Below are 19,470 nucleotides of genomic sequence, written 5' to 3'. Positions count from 1 at the left end.
CGACGTCCTAACCGGGCTGGCCGACGGTCGGATTCACCGACTTCACGATCTGCAAGTCGGTGCGGATGACTCCGATGACGACGACGCTCGCGCTGTTGTTCGACGGGTCCCGATCCGTCTGCGTGAGGCTGATGAGGCTGACCGTGTTGGTCCAATTCCCCCGCTTGATGACCGTCGCCCGGACGGTGAGGGTGGCCGTGCCATTCGCATCCAGCGAGGCGATCGTCCATCGCCCTGTCGTGGCGTCATAGGCCGCGCCGGTGCCCGCTCCGCCAGTCGTGGCCGACACGAATTGCAGGCCCTCCGTGGGCAGCGGTTCGCCGAACACGAGATTCGTCGCGGTCACCGACGAACCCGGGTCGGGAAAGTTTGTCGCGGTCACCGTGAACACGACGTCCTGGCCGACGGGCACCTCCGTGACCGGAACGCCATCGCGAACGGCGAGAACGCTCTTCGTCACGCCGATGTCGAGCGTGGGCTGGGCAGAGGTCACCGTTCCGCTCGAGGAGTTGTTCGACGGGTTGGGGTCGATGACGACCGACGAGCTGATAGTCGCTGTATTCACCTGCGTTCCGGAATCTGTCAACAGGGCAGTGATCGTCGCGCTGGCTGTCTGTCCCGGATTCAGCAGGCCCACGTTCCAGCTCGTACCGTCCGCAGTTATTTTGTCCGCCGGTGAGACTGAAACCACTTTCACTCCAGCTGGCCACACGTCGGTGACGAACACGCCGGGGGCGGCGTCCGGCCCGAGGTTGCTGGCGGTGAGCTGATAGGTGATGGTGTCGCCCACCACGGCCGACTGCGGGAACGGGGTCTTGACGACGGCGAGATCTGCCACCGGAGGGCGAACGTTGAGGGTGGCGAAGTCTGAGTTGTTGGACGGATTGGGGTCGGGCGGCGTTGAGGCACCCGTGGTCGCGGCGAGGTTCGTGAAGTTGCCCGTCGTGAGTCCCGTCACGACGAAAGTGCGGGTTGCGATCGCGCCAACGGCCAGGGCTCCGATGGTCCAGATGCCGGCCGCCGGATCATACGTTCCGTCACAGGGGGAGGCACAGCCGACGTAGCCGAGGGCAGACGGGATCTGGTCGGTCATGGCGACATTGTTCGCGGCGAATGGCCCGGTGTTCTGCACGGTGACGGTGAAGATCGCGGTCGCACCTACTGGAATGGACGGCTGATCCACCGACTTCGTGACAGCGAGGTCGGCCGTCGGGGTGATGGGGTTGAGAGTCACCGACGCCGTGTCATTGTTCGGGTTGGTGTCGGGCTGGTCAGTCTGCGTTCGAGATGCGCTGTTGGTGAACGGATTCCCGGTGTTGACGGTCGCGACGATCGTCAGGACGAAGCTCTGTCCGACGGCCAGCGCAGGAATCGCCCAGGCGCCCGTCGATGAGGTGTAGGCGCCACCCGTCGTCGACGATGAGCGGTAGACCACGCTGCCCACCGGGTCGCCGTCCGGCACCTGGTCAGTGATCCTGACCCCGGTCGCAGCAGACGGGCCATAATTGGTCGCCGTGATGGTGAAGGTGACGTCACTGCCGACGACGGGACTGATCACATCGACCGTCTTGGTGACTCCGACGTCGACAGCGACGGGCACCGACACCGACACGTTGGCCGTCTGCACCTTCTGCCCGATGGTCGAGGTCGCTGCGGCGGACGCGGTGTTGACGAGATATCCGGCGGCGTTCAACTGCCCCGGTTGGATGATGTGCGAGCCGACGCAGGTGGTCGACTGGCCGGGATTGAGCGTTCCCGTCGCGCAGATGATTCCCGACGAGGGGATGCGGTCGTCCGTCACGAGGAAGTTGCTCAGGATCGAGCCGCCTGTGTTGCTGAGCGTGTACTGGTACGCGATGTTGCCTCCGACCGAGTACGGCGCGGGTGTCGTCACCTGCTTGGCGATGGTCAGCACCGACAGGAGGGGCACGGTCACGGCAGACTCGGGGGACGCGACATCGAGACCACCTGGTGCGACCTTCGCGTGTGCCGTGGCGACGTTGTCGACGCGCTGAGCCAAGACGTCGGCGGCTGTCACGGTGTATTTGCCGCGGCAGACAGTGGTGGAGCCCTGCGCCGGCGCCGTCGTAAGAGTGGTGCTATCGCAGGTGATCGCCGCCGTGGCGATCTTGCTGTCGGTAATGGAGAGGGTATCGACCGGCGCGCCAACATTTGTCACGGTGTACTGATACGGGATGACGGTGCCCGCCGTGATGATCGCGGGAAGCGGAGCGCCACTTCGGTCGACCTGCTTCTCGAGCTGAAGGTCGGGAAGGGGATTGATGGTCCGCACCTGGGTCGCGCGGATGAGGTGGATGTCGTTGGAGCCACCCGTCGACGCCGACAGTCCGAACTTGTAGGTGGACGGCGTGTTCGGGGGCGCCGCGGCATTGAGCTCTGTGATCCACGGACCGCCGGTGACGTACTGGATTTGAACGATGACCCGCGGGTTCGGCAGGGGTGTCACCTGGATGTTGATCGTGCGCTGCGAAGCCGCCAACGTGCCCCCGCGAAGCGTTCCCTGCCCGCCGTTCAGCGTAGTGCCGGGCTTGTTCGGATTGGTGACGGGGTAGGGAGTCGTGGCTCCGGCGGGAGATGTCGGACCGCCCACCGTCGGACCGATGAGGCAGTAGCCGACCACGCCCGAGCCCGGTCCTCGCAAGGAGACGACATTGGGGGCGATCGGTCCGTTGTTGGTCGACGGAGACCTTTGATCGGCTGGACATCCGTTGCCTCGGTTCTCGCCGTCGTCCCAGAAGTTGCCGTACGCATCGAGGCCGACGCCCAGGTAGCCGCCGGTGATTCCGGGCTCCCCATTGCGCTGGGCATAGCCGAGGCTTCCCCCGAGACCCCCGGTGTCAGTCAGGTCGGTTGCCCCGTCCACGAGAAAGAAGCCGATGCCGTCGGCACCGTTCCCGTCGTACTGGTACTGCTCGAACGAGAGGGAGACGCCGGCGGTAGCAGGGATCGGCTTGTTGTAGAGGATGTCGCCCGCTCGGTTGCCGGCTCGGTCGGTCAACTGTAGGTAGCCCGGAAGCGTGCCGCGTAGCGGTACGGCGCCCATCTGATGGAGGTCGCAGTTCCGAATCTGGGCAGCGCCGACGGGCGGTCTAGCACCCGCGGCCGTGCCGGTGAGGCACGTGTCGCCCAGCGCCTTCCACGCCGGATCCGGAACCGTTGCACCACTGAAGGTCTCCGTGACCACCGTGGAGCCCCCGGCCGGCGGATCAGCGCTGGCCGGGACCGCGAGACCGACGACCAGCCCGGACGCGACCAACAACGTCGATACGACAGCGGCGATGGCAGCGCGCGCGCGACGCTTTCCCCGCATGGGGTGGACCTCCGAAGGCGGCATCTGCCCCCCGTTCGCGTGTGGCTGCCGTGAGTGGAGTCAATCACACTGAGGAAGTCTCGGAAAGACTCGCGATGGAACGTCGCTGGACGCGCGCCTACCACGACGGATGCCCGTCCTCCGCTCGGGAGAACGGGCATCGTGAGTCCGCGTGACTAGAGGCCGGCCGTGAGCTGCCCCATGAGCTCGTCGCCGGGAGCGACGTGCTCGAAGTCCGCCTCGATCTCGGCTCGGTCGAGCAGCTCCGCCATCCGTCGCTGCCGGCTGCGCGTGATGAGCGTCACGACCGTGCCCTGCTTGCCGGCGCGGCCCGTGCGGCCCGAGCGGTGCAGGTATGTCTTGTACTCGTCAGGAGCGTCGGCCTGGATGACCAGGTCGATGTCGTCGACGTGGATGCCGCGGGCGGCGACATCGGTGGCGACGAGCACGCTCACGCGACCCGAGGTGAGCTGCTGCAGGTTGCGGGTGCGGCGCGACTGGTTGAGATCGCCGTGCAACGAGACGGCCGGGATGTCGGCGTAATCGAGGTCTTCGGCGAGTTGCTCGGCGAAGGCCCTGGTACGGGCGAAGACGAGGGTCTTGCCCTCGCGATCGGCGAGCTGCTTGATGATCTCGAGTTTGTCGCGCTGCTCGATGAGGAGCACGCGGTGGTCGATGGTCGACGACGCCTGGTCCTCTCCGGCGACCTCGTGCACGCTCGGATCAACCAGGAACTCGTCCACGAGCGCGGCGACGCCCTTGTCGAGGGTGGCGGAGAACAGCAGCTTCTGGCCGCCATCCTTGGTCTCCCGGATGATGCGCTGCACGGGCTCGAGGAATCCGAGATCGCACATGTGGTCGGCCTCGTCGAGCACGGTGATGGCCACCTCGCTGAGGTCGAGGCGACCCTGCTCGATGAGGTCCTCGATGCGTCCGGGGGTTCCGATGACGATGTCGACGCCGCGCTGCAGCGCCCCGACCTGGCGGTGCTGCGGCACGCCGCCGTAGATCTGCGTCGTGAACAGCCCGACGCTCTGCGCGATCGGCTGGACGGTGCGGTCGATCTGCAGTGCGAGTTCGCGCGTCGGGGCCAGGATGAGGGCCCGCGGCTTGCGACCCATCTGACGCTTGCCGCCGGACTTGCCGGAATCCGCCCACATCGCCATGAGGCGCTCCACCGTGGGGGCGCCGAAGGCGATGGTCTTGCCGGAGCCGGTCTTGCCGCGGCCGAGGACGTCGCGTCCCGCGAGGACATCCGGGATCGTCGCCGCCTGGATCGGGAAGGGGGTGGCTGCACCAAGCGCGTCCAGGGACCGCACCACGTTGGTGCCGAGTCCGAGGTCGGCGAAGGTGACTCCGTCGACATCCGCGGCCTGGATGGCCTCGGCCTCGAGACGCTCGAGCACCACGTCGTCGTTGTTCAGATACGCCGGCTTGCGGGAATCCTTGGCCGGGTAGAACTTGCTCTCGCTGCGCTCGGACTTCTGGAAGCCGGGGCGCGAGTAGCTGCCTCCGCGATCGTTGCGATCGTTCGAGTACGTCGAGCGGTCGTCGCGGCGCGCAGGTCGCTCGTCGCGGTCGTAGCGGCGGGGGGCGCGGTCATCACGCGAGCGATCGTTGAAGGAGCGGTCGCCGGATGAGCGGTCGGTGCGAGGCTCGCGGTCGCCATACGCCGGGCGATCGTTGTTGTACGACGGACGGCGATCGCCCCGAGCCGGACGGTCGTCGGGGGCCGGGCGATCATTGTTATAGGCCGGACGGCGATCGCCCCGAGCCGGACGTTCGTTGCGGGAACCGCGGTCGTCGTTGTACGACGGACGGTCGCGAGCGGGACGGTCGTTGCCGTAGGACGGACGACGGTCATCGCGCTGCTGGCGGTCGCCGTGGGCGGGACGGTCGCCACGAGCCGGGCGGTCGTTGCCGTAGGACGGGCGGTCACTGTCGGCGTTCGCGCGCGGACCGCGATCGCGCGAGCTCGAACGGTCGTCGCGATCGAAGGAGCGCGGGCCGCGGTCGTCGCGCTGCTGGCGATCACCATAAGCAGGGCGGTCACCGCGCGGCTGGCGGTCACCGTAGGCGGGGCGGTCACCGCGCGCGGGGCGATCGTTGCCGTACGAGGGACGATCGCCACGTGCCGGCCGGTCACCGTAGGAGCCACGCTCCGGGCGATCGCCGTGACCGCGCCGGTCGCCACCGCTCGAGGCGGGCCGAGCGGCACGCTCATCCGCGTTCCAGCGAGCCTTGTCGCCGGTGCGCCGGGCCGGAGCATCCGGCTCGGGCTTGTAACCGCGATGTCCCGGGCTGCGCGAGCCGGCCTTGGGGCCGCCCTTGCTTCCGCCGCGGGAGTACGAGGGGTCGAAGTTCTTGGCCGGACGTCCGCCGGCGGCCTTCTTGTTCTTGGGCATGTTCATTTCCTGGGTTGTTCTCGCGTATATGCCAGAACGGCGGTGCCTCGTCAGAGGCATCGCTCCTGAGAACCCGGAAGTGGCGCTTCGAGATCGCGCGTGCGCGTCGCTCAGCCCGGGGCCGTTTCACATACAGTGTGATGTTCTTCAGCGTCGTCGCCGTCGAAACCGGCCCACCAGACTTACAAACCCATCCGCGCACAGCGCGGTGTCCAGAGCCGACGAATTGACTTTACCCGATCAAGCTGGGAAACCTCGCGGAAACCCTCGGCCCCTAGCATCGACGGGTGCCCGTCTCCATCGCCGTCGAACCTCCGCGCCAGCCCGAGGTCGCGCGCCTTCTCGCGGCCAGTAGCGCCTACGCGCAGGCTCTCTACCCTCCGGAGAACACCTTCCTCCTGAGCGTCGGATCGCTGGAGGCGCCGTCCGTTTCCTTCTACGTGGCCCGCGACCTACGTGGCCCGCGACGAGAACGCGGAGGCCGTCGGCATCGCGGCGCTGGTCGACGGAGAGGACGGATGCGCCGAGCTCAAGCGCATGTTCGTGTCCGACGCGGCGCGCGGTCGGGGCGTGGCTCGCGCCCTCATCCGAAGGATCGAGGAGGATGCCGCCGCTCGCGGCATCCGTCGCATCGTACTGGAGACCGGAGACCTGCACGACGCGGCGCAGGCGCTCTACTTCACCTGCGGCTACTCGCCGATCGCGCAGTTCGGTCAGTACGTCGGGGAGCCCCACAGCGTCTGTTTCGCGAAGCAGCTGAGCTAGCCGAGTGCTACTCGGTCGGCCAGCCGAGGTTGGCCGCGCGGCGACCCCTCTCGACCTGATCAGCCGACTCGTGCAGACCATGGGCCGCGTCGACGTCGACGGACTCGGCGCGGCGGGCGCGACGCTGCAGGTGGTCCTTGAAATACGCCCACAGGCCGATCAGCAGGAGCGCGCCGATGACGGCCACCCAGAACGTCCAATCCATGTCGCGACGCTATCGCGGTTATGAATGTCCGTACAGGATTGTGGCTGCTGATTAGGAAATCCTCTGGGGCTGACGTACTCTCGCCTCACGCTCAGTCGACCGGATCGGCACGCGGAGCAACCCGAACCGCCGTGTACATCCCGGAGTACCCGTGAATCCGTTCCGACGAGCGAACCGCCGCCGCGCTCTTGCCGCGCTCGCCGCAGCCGCCGTCGCGGTCACCGCGGCAGCCGTGCTGTCCGGATTCCACACGACCCTCCACGAGATCACGCCCCCAGGGTCGAAGCAGACGAGCGAGCTCACCACGGCACAGGTCGTCGGCATCCGCACCTGGACGCCCACCGCAGACGTCTCGGTCACCTCCGACGTCACCTACGGGACGGCGGATGACGGCGCACGCCTCGACCTCGACGTGTGCTCCCCGAAGGCAGCCGCCGCACCTGGAGAGCTGCGGCGCGGCATCCTCTCGATCCACGGGGGAAGCTGGGCGCGCGGCGACAAGGCCAACACGGACTGGCGCGACGTGTGCGAGTGGCTGGCGTCCGAGGGATTCGTCGCCTTCTCGGTCAACTACCGCCTGGCCCCGGCCGCCCTCTTCCCCGCCGGAATCGACGACGTGACCGCTGCCGCCGAATGGGTGCGCGAGCACGCGGCCGACTACGGCATCGACCCCGGCCTCATCGGAGCGTTCGGCGGCTCGGCCGGCGGTAACCTCGCCGCCCTGCTCGGCATGCGCGGCTCGGGTGCGCTCGACACCGGGTCGCGCGTGGCTGCCGTCGCCGAGCTCAGCGGGCCCGTCGACATCACCGCGGACGGGCTGGCGAGCGCGTCGCCGCTCGTGCACCAGATCGTGCAGAACTACCTCGGATGCACCGATCTCGCGTCCTGCCCGCAGGCCACGCAGGCGTCCGCGACGACGTTCGTCGACCCGAGCGACCCGCCCGTGTTCATCGGGCACTCCGAGTCGGAGTTCATTCCTCTGAATGAGTCGCAGGAGTTCGCCGCGAAGCTCGAAGCGGCCGGCGTACCGCATCAACTGGTCGTGGTTCCGGGGATCAATCACTCCATCGGCACGTTGGACGCCTCGATGCGTGCACAGGTGGCGGACTTCTTCCACAGCGCGCTCGGTGGCCCGGCCGCACCGGCGCACCCCGGCGCGCCCGCCTCACCCGCGGACGGCAGCGTCTCCGCCGCGCCCTGACCTCACGTGACGGCCGAACCCGCTCAGCGGACCCCGCGGATCCTGCGGGAGAGTTCCGCTGCCGCCCCGCGCACCTCGGCTTCGATGGCGGCGCGGATGTCATCCGTCACCCGATCATCCGCGAAGGTGACGGCGACGGCGGCCGCCGGCCAACCGACGTGGTCGAGCACCACGGCGCCCAGCGACGACAGGTCACCGGTCACCTCGCCGGCCTCCTCGGCGATGCCCGTGCGGCGGACCTCGGCGAGCACGGCTTTGAGGCGCGCGTAGGTCCAGGTCTCCGACGCGCGTCGAGAGGTGAAGGCGGCGGCATCCGGATAGAGGGCGCGCAGCTGCGTCGCGGGAAGCGCCGCCAGCATCGCGCGACCGGTGGCCGTCAGGTGAGCCGGCAGCCGCACCCCCACGTCGGACACGAGCGACGGGCGCCGCGGTGCGCGCTCCTCGACGAGGTAGAGCACGTCGCGTCCGTGCAGCACGGCGAGGTGACCGCTCTCGCCGAGGCGGTCGACCATGGCCTCCACCAGCCGGCTGCCGAGCCGGGTCAGTGGCTGCTGCCTACTGAATCCGCTGCTCAGCTCGAACGCGGCGACGCCGAGTCCATAGCGCCCCTCCTCGGGCAGGTGCACCACGAAGCCGCGCTCCTGCAGCACCCGCAGCAGGTGGTAGACCGTGGACCGCGGAATGCCGAGTGCTGTCGCTATGGTCGACGCCGGCACCGGCCCCCGTTGCGCGGCGAGATGGCTGAGGATGCGGAGGGTCGCATCGGCGGCCGGCACCTGCGACTTCTCGCCTGCCGTCATGGCTGCGCACCCGGCAGCCGCACCGCCGCCGGCCGCCACCCCGCAGGTGGGCTGAGAAACGCAGGATGAGGCCGTTCATCTCTGCGATATGCGTCCATAAGCGTTCCCATCCTGCGTTTTCGCCGCCGATCGCTCGACACCACCGTCTCAGTCTGGCATCACAGACGCGTCGTGTGGTCGCGCCCTTCTGACGCGAGGGCCGAACGTGTGGGATCGAACCATGAACGAAGTGATCGTCGGCGCCGCCCCCCTCTCCATCGACGAGGTCGTCCGCGTGGCGCGGGAAGATGCCGTCGTCGTGCTCGACCCCGCCTCCCTCGCCGGAGTCGAGACCAGCCGGTCGATCATCGAGTCGCTGGCGGAGGATCCGCAGCCGCACTACGGGATCTCGACGGGCTTCGGCGCGCTCGCGACGACCTTCATCGCGGCGGATCGACGAGCGCAACTGCAGGCGAGCCTGGTCCGCTCGCACGCCGCGGGCTCCGGCCCGGAGGTCGAGCGCGAGGTCGTGCGCTCCCTGATGCTGCTGCGCCTCTCCACGCTCATGACGGGTCGCACCGGCGTCCGGCCCTCCACCGCCGAAACCTACGCCGCCGTTCTCAACGCCGGCATCACGCCCGTCGTCCGCGAATACGGTTCGCTGGGCTGCTCCGGCGACCTCGCTCCGCTCGCCCACTGCGCCCTCGCCGCCATGGGGGAGGGCGAGGTGCGGGATGCGAGCGGCACCCTCATGGACGCGGCGTCGGCGCTCGCAGCGGCCGGCATCGAGCGGCTGCAGCTCAACGAGAAGGAGGGTCTCGCGCTCATCAACGGAACGGACGGCATGCTCGGGATGCTCGCGCTCGCCATCCACGACCTCCGCCGCCTGCTCACGTCCGCCGATGTCACCGCGGCGATGAGCGTCGAAGGGCTGCTCGGCACCGAGGCGGTATTCGCCGCCGACCTGCACGCCATGCGGCCGCAGGTGGGTCAGGCATCCGCTGCTGCCAACCTCCTCGCCATGCTCGAGCACTCCCCCATCGTGGCCAGCCATAAGGGTCCGGAGTGCACCCGTGTGCAGGATGCCTACTCACTGCGCTGCGCGCCCCAGGTGCACGGGGCCGCCCGCGATACGGTGGCGCACGCGGCGACGGTGGCTCACGCAGAGCTGGCGAGCGCCGTCGACAACCCGGTGCTCACGACCGACGGTCGGGTGGAATCCAACGGCAACTTCCACGGCGCACCGGTCGCGTACGTGCTCGACTTCCTCGCCATCGTGGTAGCCGATGTCGCCAGCATGTCCGAGCGTCGCATCGATCGTTTCCTCGACCCCGCGCGGAGCAACGGCCTTCCCCCCTTCCTCGCTCACGAGGTGGGCGTGGACTCCGGTCTCATGATCGCCCAGTACACGGCAGCCGGCATCGTGAGCGAGCTCAAGCGGCTCGCAGTGCCCGCATCCGTCGACTCGATCCCGTCCTCGGCGATGCAGGAAGACCATGTGTCGATGGGATGGGCTGCCGCGCGCAAACTCCGCCGGTCGATCGACGGACTGACCCGCGTTCTCGGCATCGAGGCGATGACGGCGGCGCGCGGCCTCGACCTGCGTGCACCGCTGTCGCCCGGTGCGCCGAGCGCCGCGGTGATCGCCGCGCTGCGCGTGCACGTGCCCGGGCCTGGCGCCGACCGATTCCTCTCCCCGGAGATCGAGGACGCGGCCGCGCTGGTCGGTTCCGGAGCCGTGGCGGATGCCGCGGAGTCCGTGCTCGGCGCGCTGCGCTGACGCACGTTCATCCGAGCCAGCACGGAAGTTGTCCACAGGTCCTCGTCCGTCCATTGTGCGCGGGCGGTGCCGGTGCGAGACTGGTCGTGGCCGACCCGAACCGGCCGATGAAAGCGTTGCGATGACGTCGTCCGAACTTCCTTCGAGTCGGACGCGACGGGGGCTGACCCGCCGCGTCGCGATTCTCGCGGCCTCCGCTCTGGTCACGGCCATCGGACTGTTCGGAGCGCCGGCCGCGTTCGCTGACGACTGCGCGACGGATGGGTCAAGCACGACCGGGGCCACGTCCTGCCCCACGCCATCGCCGACCGGGACGCCCGCCCCCGCGCCATCGCCGACCGGGACGCCCGCCCCCACCGACACCGCGACGCCGGTACCGACGGACACCGCGACGCCCGTGCCAACCGACACGCCCACCCCGACTCCCACGAGCACGCCCACTCCGACTCCGAGTCCGAGTCCGACAGACACGCCGACGCCGACGCCCACCCCAACGCCGACACCCACTTCTACTCCGACGCCGACGCCGACGCCGACGATTCAGCCCGGCGAGCCCGATGATGCGGGTGGTTTCATCATCGTGCCGCGCCGCTCTCCCCTGAGCTCGTCGCCCTCCCTCAGTCATCTCGCTCAGCAACGCACATCGACGCTGGTCGGAGCCAAGACGAGCCTCACCCTCGCCCAGGTGGCGGCGAAGAAGGCCGACGACCAACTCCGTTCCGCGGAGGCGAGCAACGCCGCGGCACGCGCCGTCTCCACGCAATTGCGCGACCTCGCCCGCTCGGCCGACAAGCGCGCGACGCTCTCGGCGGCTGCGCTCATGCAATACGCACGGGCCAGCGCAGGCCTGCCGTCGCCCACGTCGCTCGAGGCCCTGTTCGACAACAAGGGCGACCTTCTCGGAGCCATGGGAGCGGTGCACCAGCTGCAGCGCATCTCGCACGATCCGCAGGCGCTGGCCGTCCAGGCGAACACCGACGCCAAGCGGGCGACCACCCTCCACGCCCAAGCCGACAAGGCCGAGAACCAGGCCTCCGACGACGCGGTCGAATCGGCCAAACGCGCCGTCGCCTCAGCATCGGAGGCCGTGGGAACCGCCACCGCCGCGCTCGAGAAGGTGCAGTTGCAGGCGACCAGCGTCGCCGGCCTCGACGCCACCTCGATCGGAGCCCCCGACTCCGGCCAGTTGAGCGATGTCGGCTGGGCTAACCCCGTCGCCGGGCACATAACAGACGGCTTCGGTCCTCGCCCGTCGCAGCCCGCCGGGGCAGGACCCTTCCACTACGGCGACGACATCGCCGCGGCGTGCTCCACCTGGATCGTGGCCGCCGCATCCGGCACCGTGGTCGAGACCGGGTGGTACGGCTCACTCGGCAATTGGATCGTCATCGACCACGGGCAGGGTGTGCAGACCGCTTACGCTCACCTGGCCGACGGCGGCACCGCCGTCCAGGTCGGCGAGCACGTGGATGCCGGCGAGCCCATCGGACTGGTCGGTTCGACCGGCGCCTCGACGGGCTGCCACCTGCACGTCGAGGTGCACATCAACGGCGTGCGGGCCGACCCCCTGCCGTTCTTCGCGGCACGAGGCATCGCGCTGGGTCAGTAGGGCGTCCACGGTCGGCATCCGTCGGCGATCGGGCATCGTCCAAGCGGCCGAAGTGTTGTCCCGTCCCACGCTCAGCAGTCGGGCATCGTTCATGCGGCCCACGGGTTGTCCGTCCCACCCGTCAGCGGTCGGGCCTCCTCCAGCTACCGACAGGCGCGCGTGCCGCAACCGCGGGGTCCGCGTCTGGCATGACAGACAGCGGCGACCGCGGGTCCGTTGTCGAGGCACGCGGTGTGCGGTGTGATCGATTCATGACCGACGCACCCGCCATCCGCCGCACGGTTCGAGCCGCCCGCGGCACCCAGCTCACCGCGAAGAGCTGGCAGACCGAAGCGCCGCTGCGCATGCTGATGAACAACCTCGACCCCGAGGTCGCCGAGCGTCCGGAAGACCTCATCGTGTACGGCGGAACCGGCAAGGCCGCGCGCAACTGGGAGGCCTACGACGCCATTGTGCGCACGCTCGAGTCGCTCGAAGACGACGAGACCCTGCTCGTTCAGTCGGGCAAGCCCGTCGGTGTCTTCCGCACCCACGAGTGGGCGCCGCGCGTGCTCATCGCCAACTCGAACCTCGTAGGGGACTGGGCGACGTGGTCCGAGTTCCGTCGGCTCGAGGCGCTGGGACTCACGATGTACGGCCAGATGACGGCCGGCTCATGGATCTACATCGGCACCCAGGGCATCCTGCAGGGAACGTACGAGACGTTCGGCGCCGTCGCAGCCTCCCTCGCCGCCAAGCGCGGGGACGCGGATCCTGCGAATGCAACCCTCGCCGGCACGCTCACACTCACGGGCGGATGCGGAGGCATGGGTGGCGCGCAGCCGCTCGCCGTGACGATGAACGGGGGAGTCGTGCTCATCGTCGACGTCGACGAGAGCCGCCTCGCCCGCCGCGTCGAGCACGGCTACCTCGACGAGTACACCGCCGACCTCGACGACGCGGTGGCGCGGGTACTCGCGGCGAAGGCCTCCTCCACGGCGCTCTCGGTGGGCGTCGTCGGCAACGCGGCGACCGTCTTCTCCGAGCTGCTCGCCCGCGGGGTCGCCATCGACATCGTGACCGACCAGACGAGCGCCCACGATCCGCTCAACTACCTGCCCGAGGGCGTCTCGGTGTCCGAGTGGCACCAGCTCGCCGCATCCGACCCCGACGGCTTCACGGAGCGGGCTCGCGCCTCGATGGCCAAGCAGGTCGCAGCGATGGTGGGCTTCCAGGACGACGGCGCCGAGGTGTTCGACTACGGCAACTCGATCCGTCGAGAGGCCGAGCTCGGTGGCTACGACCGCGCGTTCGACTTTCCGGGCTTCGTGCCCGCGTACATCCGTCCCCTCTTCGCAGAGGGCAAGGGGCCGTTCCGCTGGGCCGCGCTCTCGGGCGACCCGGCCGACATCGCCGCGACGGACCGCGCCATCCTCGAGCTCTTCCCCGAGGACGCCCACCTCCGCCGCTGGATCGAACAGGCGGGGGAGAAGGTTCACTTCGAGGGCCTGCCCGCCCGCATCTGCTGGCTCGGCTATCAGGAGCGTCACGTCGCGGGGCTGCGCTTCAACGAGATGGTCGCATCGGGAGAGCTCAGCGCGCCCGTGGTGATCGGTCGCGATCACCTCGATTCCGGATCCGTCGCCTCCCCGTACCGCGAGACCGAGTCGATGGCCGACGGATCCGACGCCATCGCCGACTGGCCCCTGCTCAATGCCCTGCTCAACACCGCGTCCGGCGCGACCTGGGTGTCGTTGCACCACGGGGGCGGCGTGGGCATCGGCCGCTCCATCCACGCCGGCCAGGTCGTGGTGGCGGATGGCACCCCCCTCGCCGCCGAGAAGATCGAGCGCGTGCTCGTGAACGACCCAGGCACCGGCGTTATGCGTCACGTCGACGCCGGCTACGAGCGCGCGGCGGAGGTCGCCCGCGAGCGCGGACTGCGCATCCCGATGCAGGAGTGAGCCGCGTGATCGGCCGCGAACCCGCGTCGTCGGGCCTCGCAAGCGAACGACACCGGCCCCGGCACGCCTCGCGCACCCGTTCCGCGCCCGTTCCGCGCCCGTTGGTCCGCCTCTGCGCCACATGAACGGGCGCGGAGAGCGACGAGATGGCGCGGAAGCGCGATACGAGCGAGAGGATTGAGCGCGTGAGCACCCTCATCACCGGCATCGGCGAGCTCGTCACGAACGACCCTGCTCCCGATCGCGACGGCGGCCCGCTCGGCATCATCCGCGACGCCTCCGTGCTCATCCGCGACGGTCGCATCGCCTGGGTCGGACGATCTGCCCACGCCCCCCTCGCCTCCCCCTCCTCATCCTCATCCTCATCCTCATCCTCATCCTCATCCTCCATCGAGCCCGCACCTTTCGCGGGTGCGAGGGCGCCTGCACCCGCAGAAACTGCGGATTCGACGTTCGATCTCGGCGGCGCGGCGATGATCCCCGGGTTCGTCGACTCGCACTCGCACCTCGTGTTCGGCGGCGACCGCGCCGACGAGTTCGCAGCGCGCATGGCCGGTCGCCGCTACGAGGCCGGCGGCATCCGCTCCACCGTCGCCGCGACGCGCGCCGCCTCCGATGACGAACTGCGGATGCGCCTCAGCGGCTTCATGCGAGAGTTGCACGCGCAGGGCACGACGACGGTCGAGATCAAGAGCGGCTACGGGCTCAGCATCGTCGACGAGGAGCGCCTCGTGCGCCTGGCCCGCGAGGTCACCGATGAGGTCACCTTCCTCGGAGCGCACGTGGTTCCGGCCGAGTTCGCGGATGACCGCGACGCCTACGTCGACCTCGTCGTCGGCGACATGCTCACCGCGTGCGCGCCGCACTCCCGCTGGATCGACGTGTTCTGCGAGACCGGCGCCTTCACGCTCGACGAGACGCGTCGCATCCTGAACGCCGGCCACGACGCCGGACTGCTCCCCCGGCTGCACGCGAGCCAGCTGGGCCCGGGTGCCGGCGTTCAACTGGCCGTCGAGCTCGGCGCGGCATCCGTCGACCACTGCACCTACCTCACCGATGCCGATATCGCCGCGCTGGCCGGATCGAACACGGTCGCCACCCTGCTGCCGGGCGTCGAGTTCTCGACACGGCAGCCCTACCCGGATGCCCGACGCCTCATCGACGCGGGCGTGACCGTGGCGCTCGCGAGCGACTGCAACCCGGGGTCGAGTTTCACGAGCTCGCTGCCGTTCTGCATCGCCGTGGCCGTGCGCGACATGGGCATGACTCCCGCCGAGGCGGTCTGGGCGGCCACCGCGGGAGGCGCCGCGGCGCTGCGGCGAACGGATGTCGGGCGCGTCGCACCCGGTGTCCGCGCCGACCTCGTGCAACTGCGCGCGCCCAGCTACACGCACCTGGCCTACCGCCCCGGTGTCCCGTTGGTCGAGCGGGTGTGGAAGGACGGCGCGGTCTCAGCCGTGTGACGAGGGCTGGCGGCGCAGTCGCGACATTCCGCCCCTCCTCCAGGGCGGGCGACTCGCTCGCAAACGGCCGCGCCCGTCCAGAGCGGGCGGCTCGCTCGCAAACGCCCGCGTGTCCTTCAGAGCGCGGCGGCTCACTCGCAACCGCCGCTCGTCCCTCGAGAGCGCGGCGGCACACTCCCGGACCCTCGTATCCTCCGGAGAGCGGGCTCAGAGCGTCTTGGGCGTGTCGAACACCACGCGCACGGGACGCGCTCCGGCGAGCTCGCCCCAGCTCTCGACCTCGAACTCCAGTTGCGCCACGGCGGCCGTCGGCATCGCCTCGATGAGATCCGAGAATTGCGCCGCGAGAGCACTCATGCCGGGATCGTGCGCGACCACCATCACGACCTCCGCGCCCCCGTCGACTTCGGCCACGCGGCCCAGGATGGTCTCGGGCGTCGACGCGTAAAGGTCTTCATCGACTGTGACCGCCGTGTCGTCGAGTTCGTGGGCGATGAGCTCAGCCGTCGTCCGGGCACGCACGGCGGAACTGGTCAGCAGCACGTCGGGCCTGATTCCGCGCAGCTGCAGCATCCGTCCCATCCGCGGGGCATCGCGCAGCCCGCGATCGTCCAGCGGCCGATCGTGGTCGCTCAGGGTGTCGTCTCGCCAACTCGACTTCGCGTGTCGCACCAGCACCAGCGTCTTCACGCTGACACCTTACTCGCGGGCTGGGGTGACCCTCGCCGGCCGCGGTCATCCGCTCGACAGGGCATATCATCGCGCCATGAGTCAGGCCTCCGTCCCGCCAGCACCCCTCACGCTCGCGGCACCTTCGAACCGGCCCGAGCTGCGCCGCTGCACCCCGGCGCCCGTTGGGCCGCGACGATGACCGGAAGCGCGCCGACGGCGAGCATCGACGGATGGGTGAAGCACCCGTTCACCGGCGGCGGGCTCACCTACGACTGCTACGAGAAGGGCAGCGGGCCGGGGGTGGTGCTCATCCCCGAGATCCCCGGCATCACGCCCGAGGTCCTGGCGCTCGCCGAGCATCTCGTCGACAACGGGTTCACGGTCGTCGTCCCGTCCCCGTTCGGAACTCCGGGGCGTGCATCCAGCCTCGGCTATACGCTCGGCATCGTCACCCGGCTCTGCGTCGCGAGCGAGTTCCGGGCATTCGCGACGGATGCCCGGCGCCCCATCACGGCCTACCTCCGCGCGGTCGCGGCCGACCTCAACGCCCGAACGCCCGGCTCCGGCGTCGGCGTCGTCGGCATGTGCTTCACGGGAGGGTTCGCCCTCACCGCCGCCGTGGACGACAGCGTTGTCGCAGCGGTCGCGAGCCAGCCGTCGGTGCCCTTCCCAGTCGGCGCGAGGCGCACGGCCGACCCCGGCATGAGCGGTGCCGAGTTCGATCGGCTCGCCGAACGCGCCTCGGCGGGCGACGTGTGCGCCATCGGCTTGCGATTCAGCGAGGATGTCGCCGCATCCGCCTCCCGCTTCCGCACCCTGAAGGCCCGTCTCGGCGACGCCTTTGAGGTGATCCAACTCGACTCATCCCCGGGTAATCCCGGCGGATTCGCCAAGAGCGCCCACGCCGTGTTGACCGACGAGGTGCGCGACGATCCGCCGAACGAGGCATTCGCCGCGCGCGACCGGGTGGCGGCGTTCCTGCGGGAGCGGCTGTCGGCCTGAGAGGGACGGCCGCTCCGATGCGGCTCCCGCGGCGGCCCGCAGGTTCGCCAGCTGCGACACGGCCGGCACCGCGTACCGCGTACCGCGAACCGCGAACCGCGAACCGCGAACCGCGAAGAATAGGTGATTTCCACTATCCCTCCTCCCTTGACGCCCCTCTTCCGAGGGTCATAGCCTCATGCCTAACGCTCTTGGTTTGTTAGGAATATTTACAAACAAGCTGATCGCCCGAGGGCTGCTGCAACGGTGCTGCTGATCGGCCGTGCCGAGTACTCATCTCGAGGGAGAACGATGCGATTTTCTCGACCCGCCGCTGCCTGGGGCGCAGCGGCCATACTCGCGCTGGCGGCCCTCTCGGCCCCCGGCGCCGCGCTGGCGGCCGACGCCAACGTCATCACGAATGGCGGATTCGAATCCGGGCTCGCCGGCTGGAGCTGTTCGGGTGGAACCGGCTCGACGGTGTCCACGCCCGTCCATTCTGGCAACGGCGCTCTCGCGGGTGCTGCGACCTCGGGCGACAACGCCCAGTGCACGCAGACCGTCGCCGTGAAGCCCAGCACGAAGTACGCGCTCACCGGCTTCGTGCGCGGCAGCTACGTCTACCTGGGCGAATCGGTCAGCGGGGCCAGCACGTGGGCATCTCCCGCGGCCTACAGCCCGCTGTCGGTGTCGTTCACCACCGGGGCGTCGCAGACCACCGCCACCGTGTACGTCCACGGCTGGTACGGGCAGGGCACGTACTTCGCCGATGACATCGCCCTCACCGGCCCCGCGGGCACCGTCACGGCTCCGGCCGCTCCGACGTCCCTGACGGTCACCGGCACCACGTCGTCCACGGCTTCGCTCAGCTGGACGGCGCCGTCGGGCACCGTGACGGGCTACAACGTCTATCGAGGCGGGACCAAGGTGGGCAGCCCGTCGGGCACGACCTTCACGGATTCCGGCCTCAGCGCGTCGACCGCGTACAGCTACACGGTCAAGGCCGCGAACTCCGCCGGCGAGTCTCCGGCATCCGCTGGTGTTACCGCAACGACGACGAGCGCCAGCGTGAGCGTTCCCGGCGCACCGAGTGGCCTTCGCTCGACCGCGACGACCACCTCGTCGGCCTCGCTGGCCTGGACGGCGTCATCGGGAACGGTCAACGGCTACAACGTCTACCGCGGGGGAAGCAAAGTCGGCACGACCGCATCGACGAGCTACACCGACACCGGGCTCAGCGCCTCGACCGCCTACTCCTACACCGTGAAGGCGTACAACTCCGCCGGTGAGTCCGCGGCGAGCGCCACGGTCGGCGTGACGACGGCGAAGACGGGTGGAGGGGGCACCGGGCCGGCCGCACAGCTGCCGAAGCACATCCTCACCGGTTACTGGCAGAACTTCGACAACGGGGCCAAGACCCTGCGCATCTCGGACGTCCCGACGACGTACGACCTCATCGCGGTCTCGTTCGCCGACGCCGACGCATCCACGCCCGGCGCCGTCACCTTCAGCGTCGACTCCGGACTCTCGAGCGCACTGGGCGGATACACGAACGCGAACTTCACGGCCGACGTGGCCACCGTGCACGCACGCGGCCAGAAGGTGATCATCTCCGTCGGCGGGCAGAACGGCACCATCTCGGTCAACAACTCGGCATCGGCGACGAACTTCGCGAACAGCATCAATGCCCTCATCTCGACCTACGGGTTCGACGGCGTCGACATCGACCTGGAGAACGGCATCAACCCGACCTACATGGGTCAGGCGCTCCGCGCGGTGTCCGCTGCGCATCCGGGATCCATCATCACGATGGCGCCGCAGACGATCGACATGCTGTCGACGAGCTCGGGTTACTTCGCCCTCGCGCTCGGCATCAAGGACATCCTCACGGTCGTCAACACGCAGTACTACAACTCCGGTTCGATGAACGGATGCGACGGCGGCGTCTACGCGCAGGCCTCGGTCAACTTCGCCACGGCGCTCGCCTGCACCGAACTCCAAGGCGGGCTCGACGCCAGCCAGGTGGGGCTCGGCTTCCCGGCCTCGACTCGAGGGGCCGGCAGCGGCTACGTCTCAACGACCGTCGTGAACAACTCCATCACCTGCCTGGCTCAAGGAGTGGGATGCGGCAGCTTCGTGCCGAGCGCGAAGTACCCGAACCTGCGCGGCGCGATGACGTGGTCGATCAACTGGGACGCCTCCAACGGCTACCAGTTTGCCAACGCCGTGGCGGCTCAGCTCGACGCCCTCCCCTGACGAGCGCGACGGGAACGCCCATCGGCCGCCTCGCGACATCCCGACGGATGCCGCTGGGCGGCCGCCCGCGTCAGGTCGAC

General features: G+C 69.3%; 12 protein-coding genes and 1 pseudogene. 8 read left to right on the top strand and 5 right to left on the bottom strand.

Annotated features, from left to right (window positions below):
• Positions 1–7: 7 nt before the first annotated feature.
• Positions 8–3,355 (bottom strand): DUF7507 domain-containing protein, encoded by a 3,348-nt coding sequence (locus E6C70_RS08075; protein ID WP_136424043.1) that lies wholly within the window; start codon positions 3,353–3,355, stop codon positions 8–10.
• Between the two features lie 152 nt (positions 3,356–3,507).
• Positions 3,508–5,736, bottom strand: a complete 2,229-nt coding sequence (locus E6C70_RS08070; RefSeq protein WP_136424042.1) for a DEAD/DEAH box helicase — start codon at positions 5,734–5,736, stop codon at positions 3,508–3,510.
• Between the two features lie 453 nt (positions 5,737–6,189).
• Here E6C70_RS08070 and E6C70_RS17015 point away from each other — a divergent pair.
• Positions 6,190–6,501 (top strand): annotated as a pseudogene (locus E6C70_RS17015) (GNAT family N-acetyltransferase); the annotation flags it as partial.
• 7 nt (positions 6,502–6,508) lie between these two features.
• On the opposite strand, the gene E6C70_RS08060 reads toward E6C70_RS17015, so the two are convergent.
• On the bottom strand, positions 6,509–6,706 hold the full coding sequence (locus E6C70_RS08060; protein ID WP_136424041.1) for a hypothetical protein: 198 nt from the start codon (positions 6,704–6,706) through the stop codon (positions 6,509–6,511).
• A 151-nt stretch (positions 6,707–6,857) separates the two neighbouring features.
• Between E6C70_RS08060 and E6C70_RS08055 the strand changes: the two genes are divergently transcribed.
• Complete coding sequence (locus E6C70_RS08055; protein WP_168770882.1) at positions 6,858–7,907, top strand: alpha/beta hydrolase; 1,050 nt, start codon at positions 6,858–6,860, stop codon at positions 7,905–7,907.
• A 23-nt stretch (positions 7,908–7,930) separates the two neighbouring features.
• Here the strand turns inward: E6C70_RS08055 and E6C70_RS08050 are convergent, their stop codons facing one another.
• Positions 7,931–8,707: an IclR family transcriptional regulator gene (locus tag E6C70_RS08050; protein ID WP_136424039.1), complete on the bottom strand. Its 777-nt coding sequence runs from the start codon at positions 8,705–8,707 to the stop codon at positions 7,931–7,933.
• A 220-nt stretch (positions 8,708–8,927) separates the two neighbouring features.
• Between E6C70_RS08050 and hutH the strand changes: the two genes are divergently transcribed.
• From hutH to hutI, 4 genes are all read left to right on the top strand, one after another.
• Positions 8,928–10,466, top strand: coding sequence for a histidine ammonia-lyase (gene hutH, locus E6C70_RS08045; protein ID WP_136424038.1), 1,539 nt, complete (start codon positions 8,928–8,930; stop codon positions 10,464–10,466).
• A 121-nt stretch (positions 10,467–10,587) separates the two neighbouring features.
• Positions 10,588–12,075, top strand: a complete 1,488-nt coding sequence (locus tag E6C70_RS08040) for a M23 family metallopeptidase (RefSeq protein WP_136424037.1) — start codon at positions 10,588–10,590, stop codon at positions 12,073–12,075.
• Positions 12,076–12,326: 251 nt separating this feature from the next.
• Positions 12,327–14,018, top strand: coding sequence for a urocanate hydratase (gene hutU, locus E6C70_RS08035; protein ID WP_136424036.1), 1,692 nt, complete (start codon positions 12,327–12,329; stop codon positions 14,016–14,018).
• A 185-nt stretch (positions 14,019–14,203) separates the two neighbouring features.
• Positions 14,204–15,481 (top strand): imidazolonepropionase, encoded by a 1,278-nt coding sequence (hutI, locus tag E6C70_RS08030; RefSeq protein WP_235833347.1) that lies wholly within the window; start codon positions 14,204–14,206, stop codon positions 15,479–15,481.
• A gap of 207 nt (positions 15,482–15,688) precedes the next feature.
• On the opposite strand, the gene E6C70_RS08025 is transcribed toward hutI, so the two are convergent.
• Complete coding sequence (locus E6C70_RS08025) at positions 15,689–16,171, bottom strand: SixA phosphatase family protein (RefSeq protein ID WP_136424034.1); 483 nt, start codon at positions 16,169–16,171, stop codon at positions 15,689–15,691.
• A 177-nt stretch (positions 16,172–16,348) separates the two neighbouring features.
• Between E6C70_RS08025 and E6C70_RS08020 the strand changes: the two genes are divergently transcribed.
• Entirely contained in the window at positions 16,349–17,155 is an 807-nt protein-coding gene (locus tag E6C70_RS08020) for a dienelactone hydrolase family protein (RefSeq protein ID WP_136424033.1), read from the top strand.
• 291 nt (positions 17,156–17,446) lie between these two features.
• Complete coding sequence (locus E6C70_RS08015) at positions 17,447–19,390, top strand: fibronectin type III domain-containing protein (RefSeq protein WP_136424032.1); 1,944 nt, start codon at positions 17,447–17,449, stop codon at positions 19,388–19,390.
• Positions 19,391–19,470: the final 80 nt, after the last annotated feature.

This window comes from Orlajensenia flava (assembly GCF_004801905.1).
GTDB classification, from domain to species: domain Bacteria; phylum Actinomycetota; class Actinomycetes; order Actinomycetales; family Microbacteriaceae; genus Orlajensenia; species Orlajensenia flava.
This window is presented reverse-complemented; position numbering and strand designations above follow the sequence as displayed.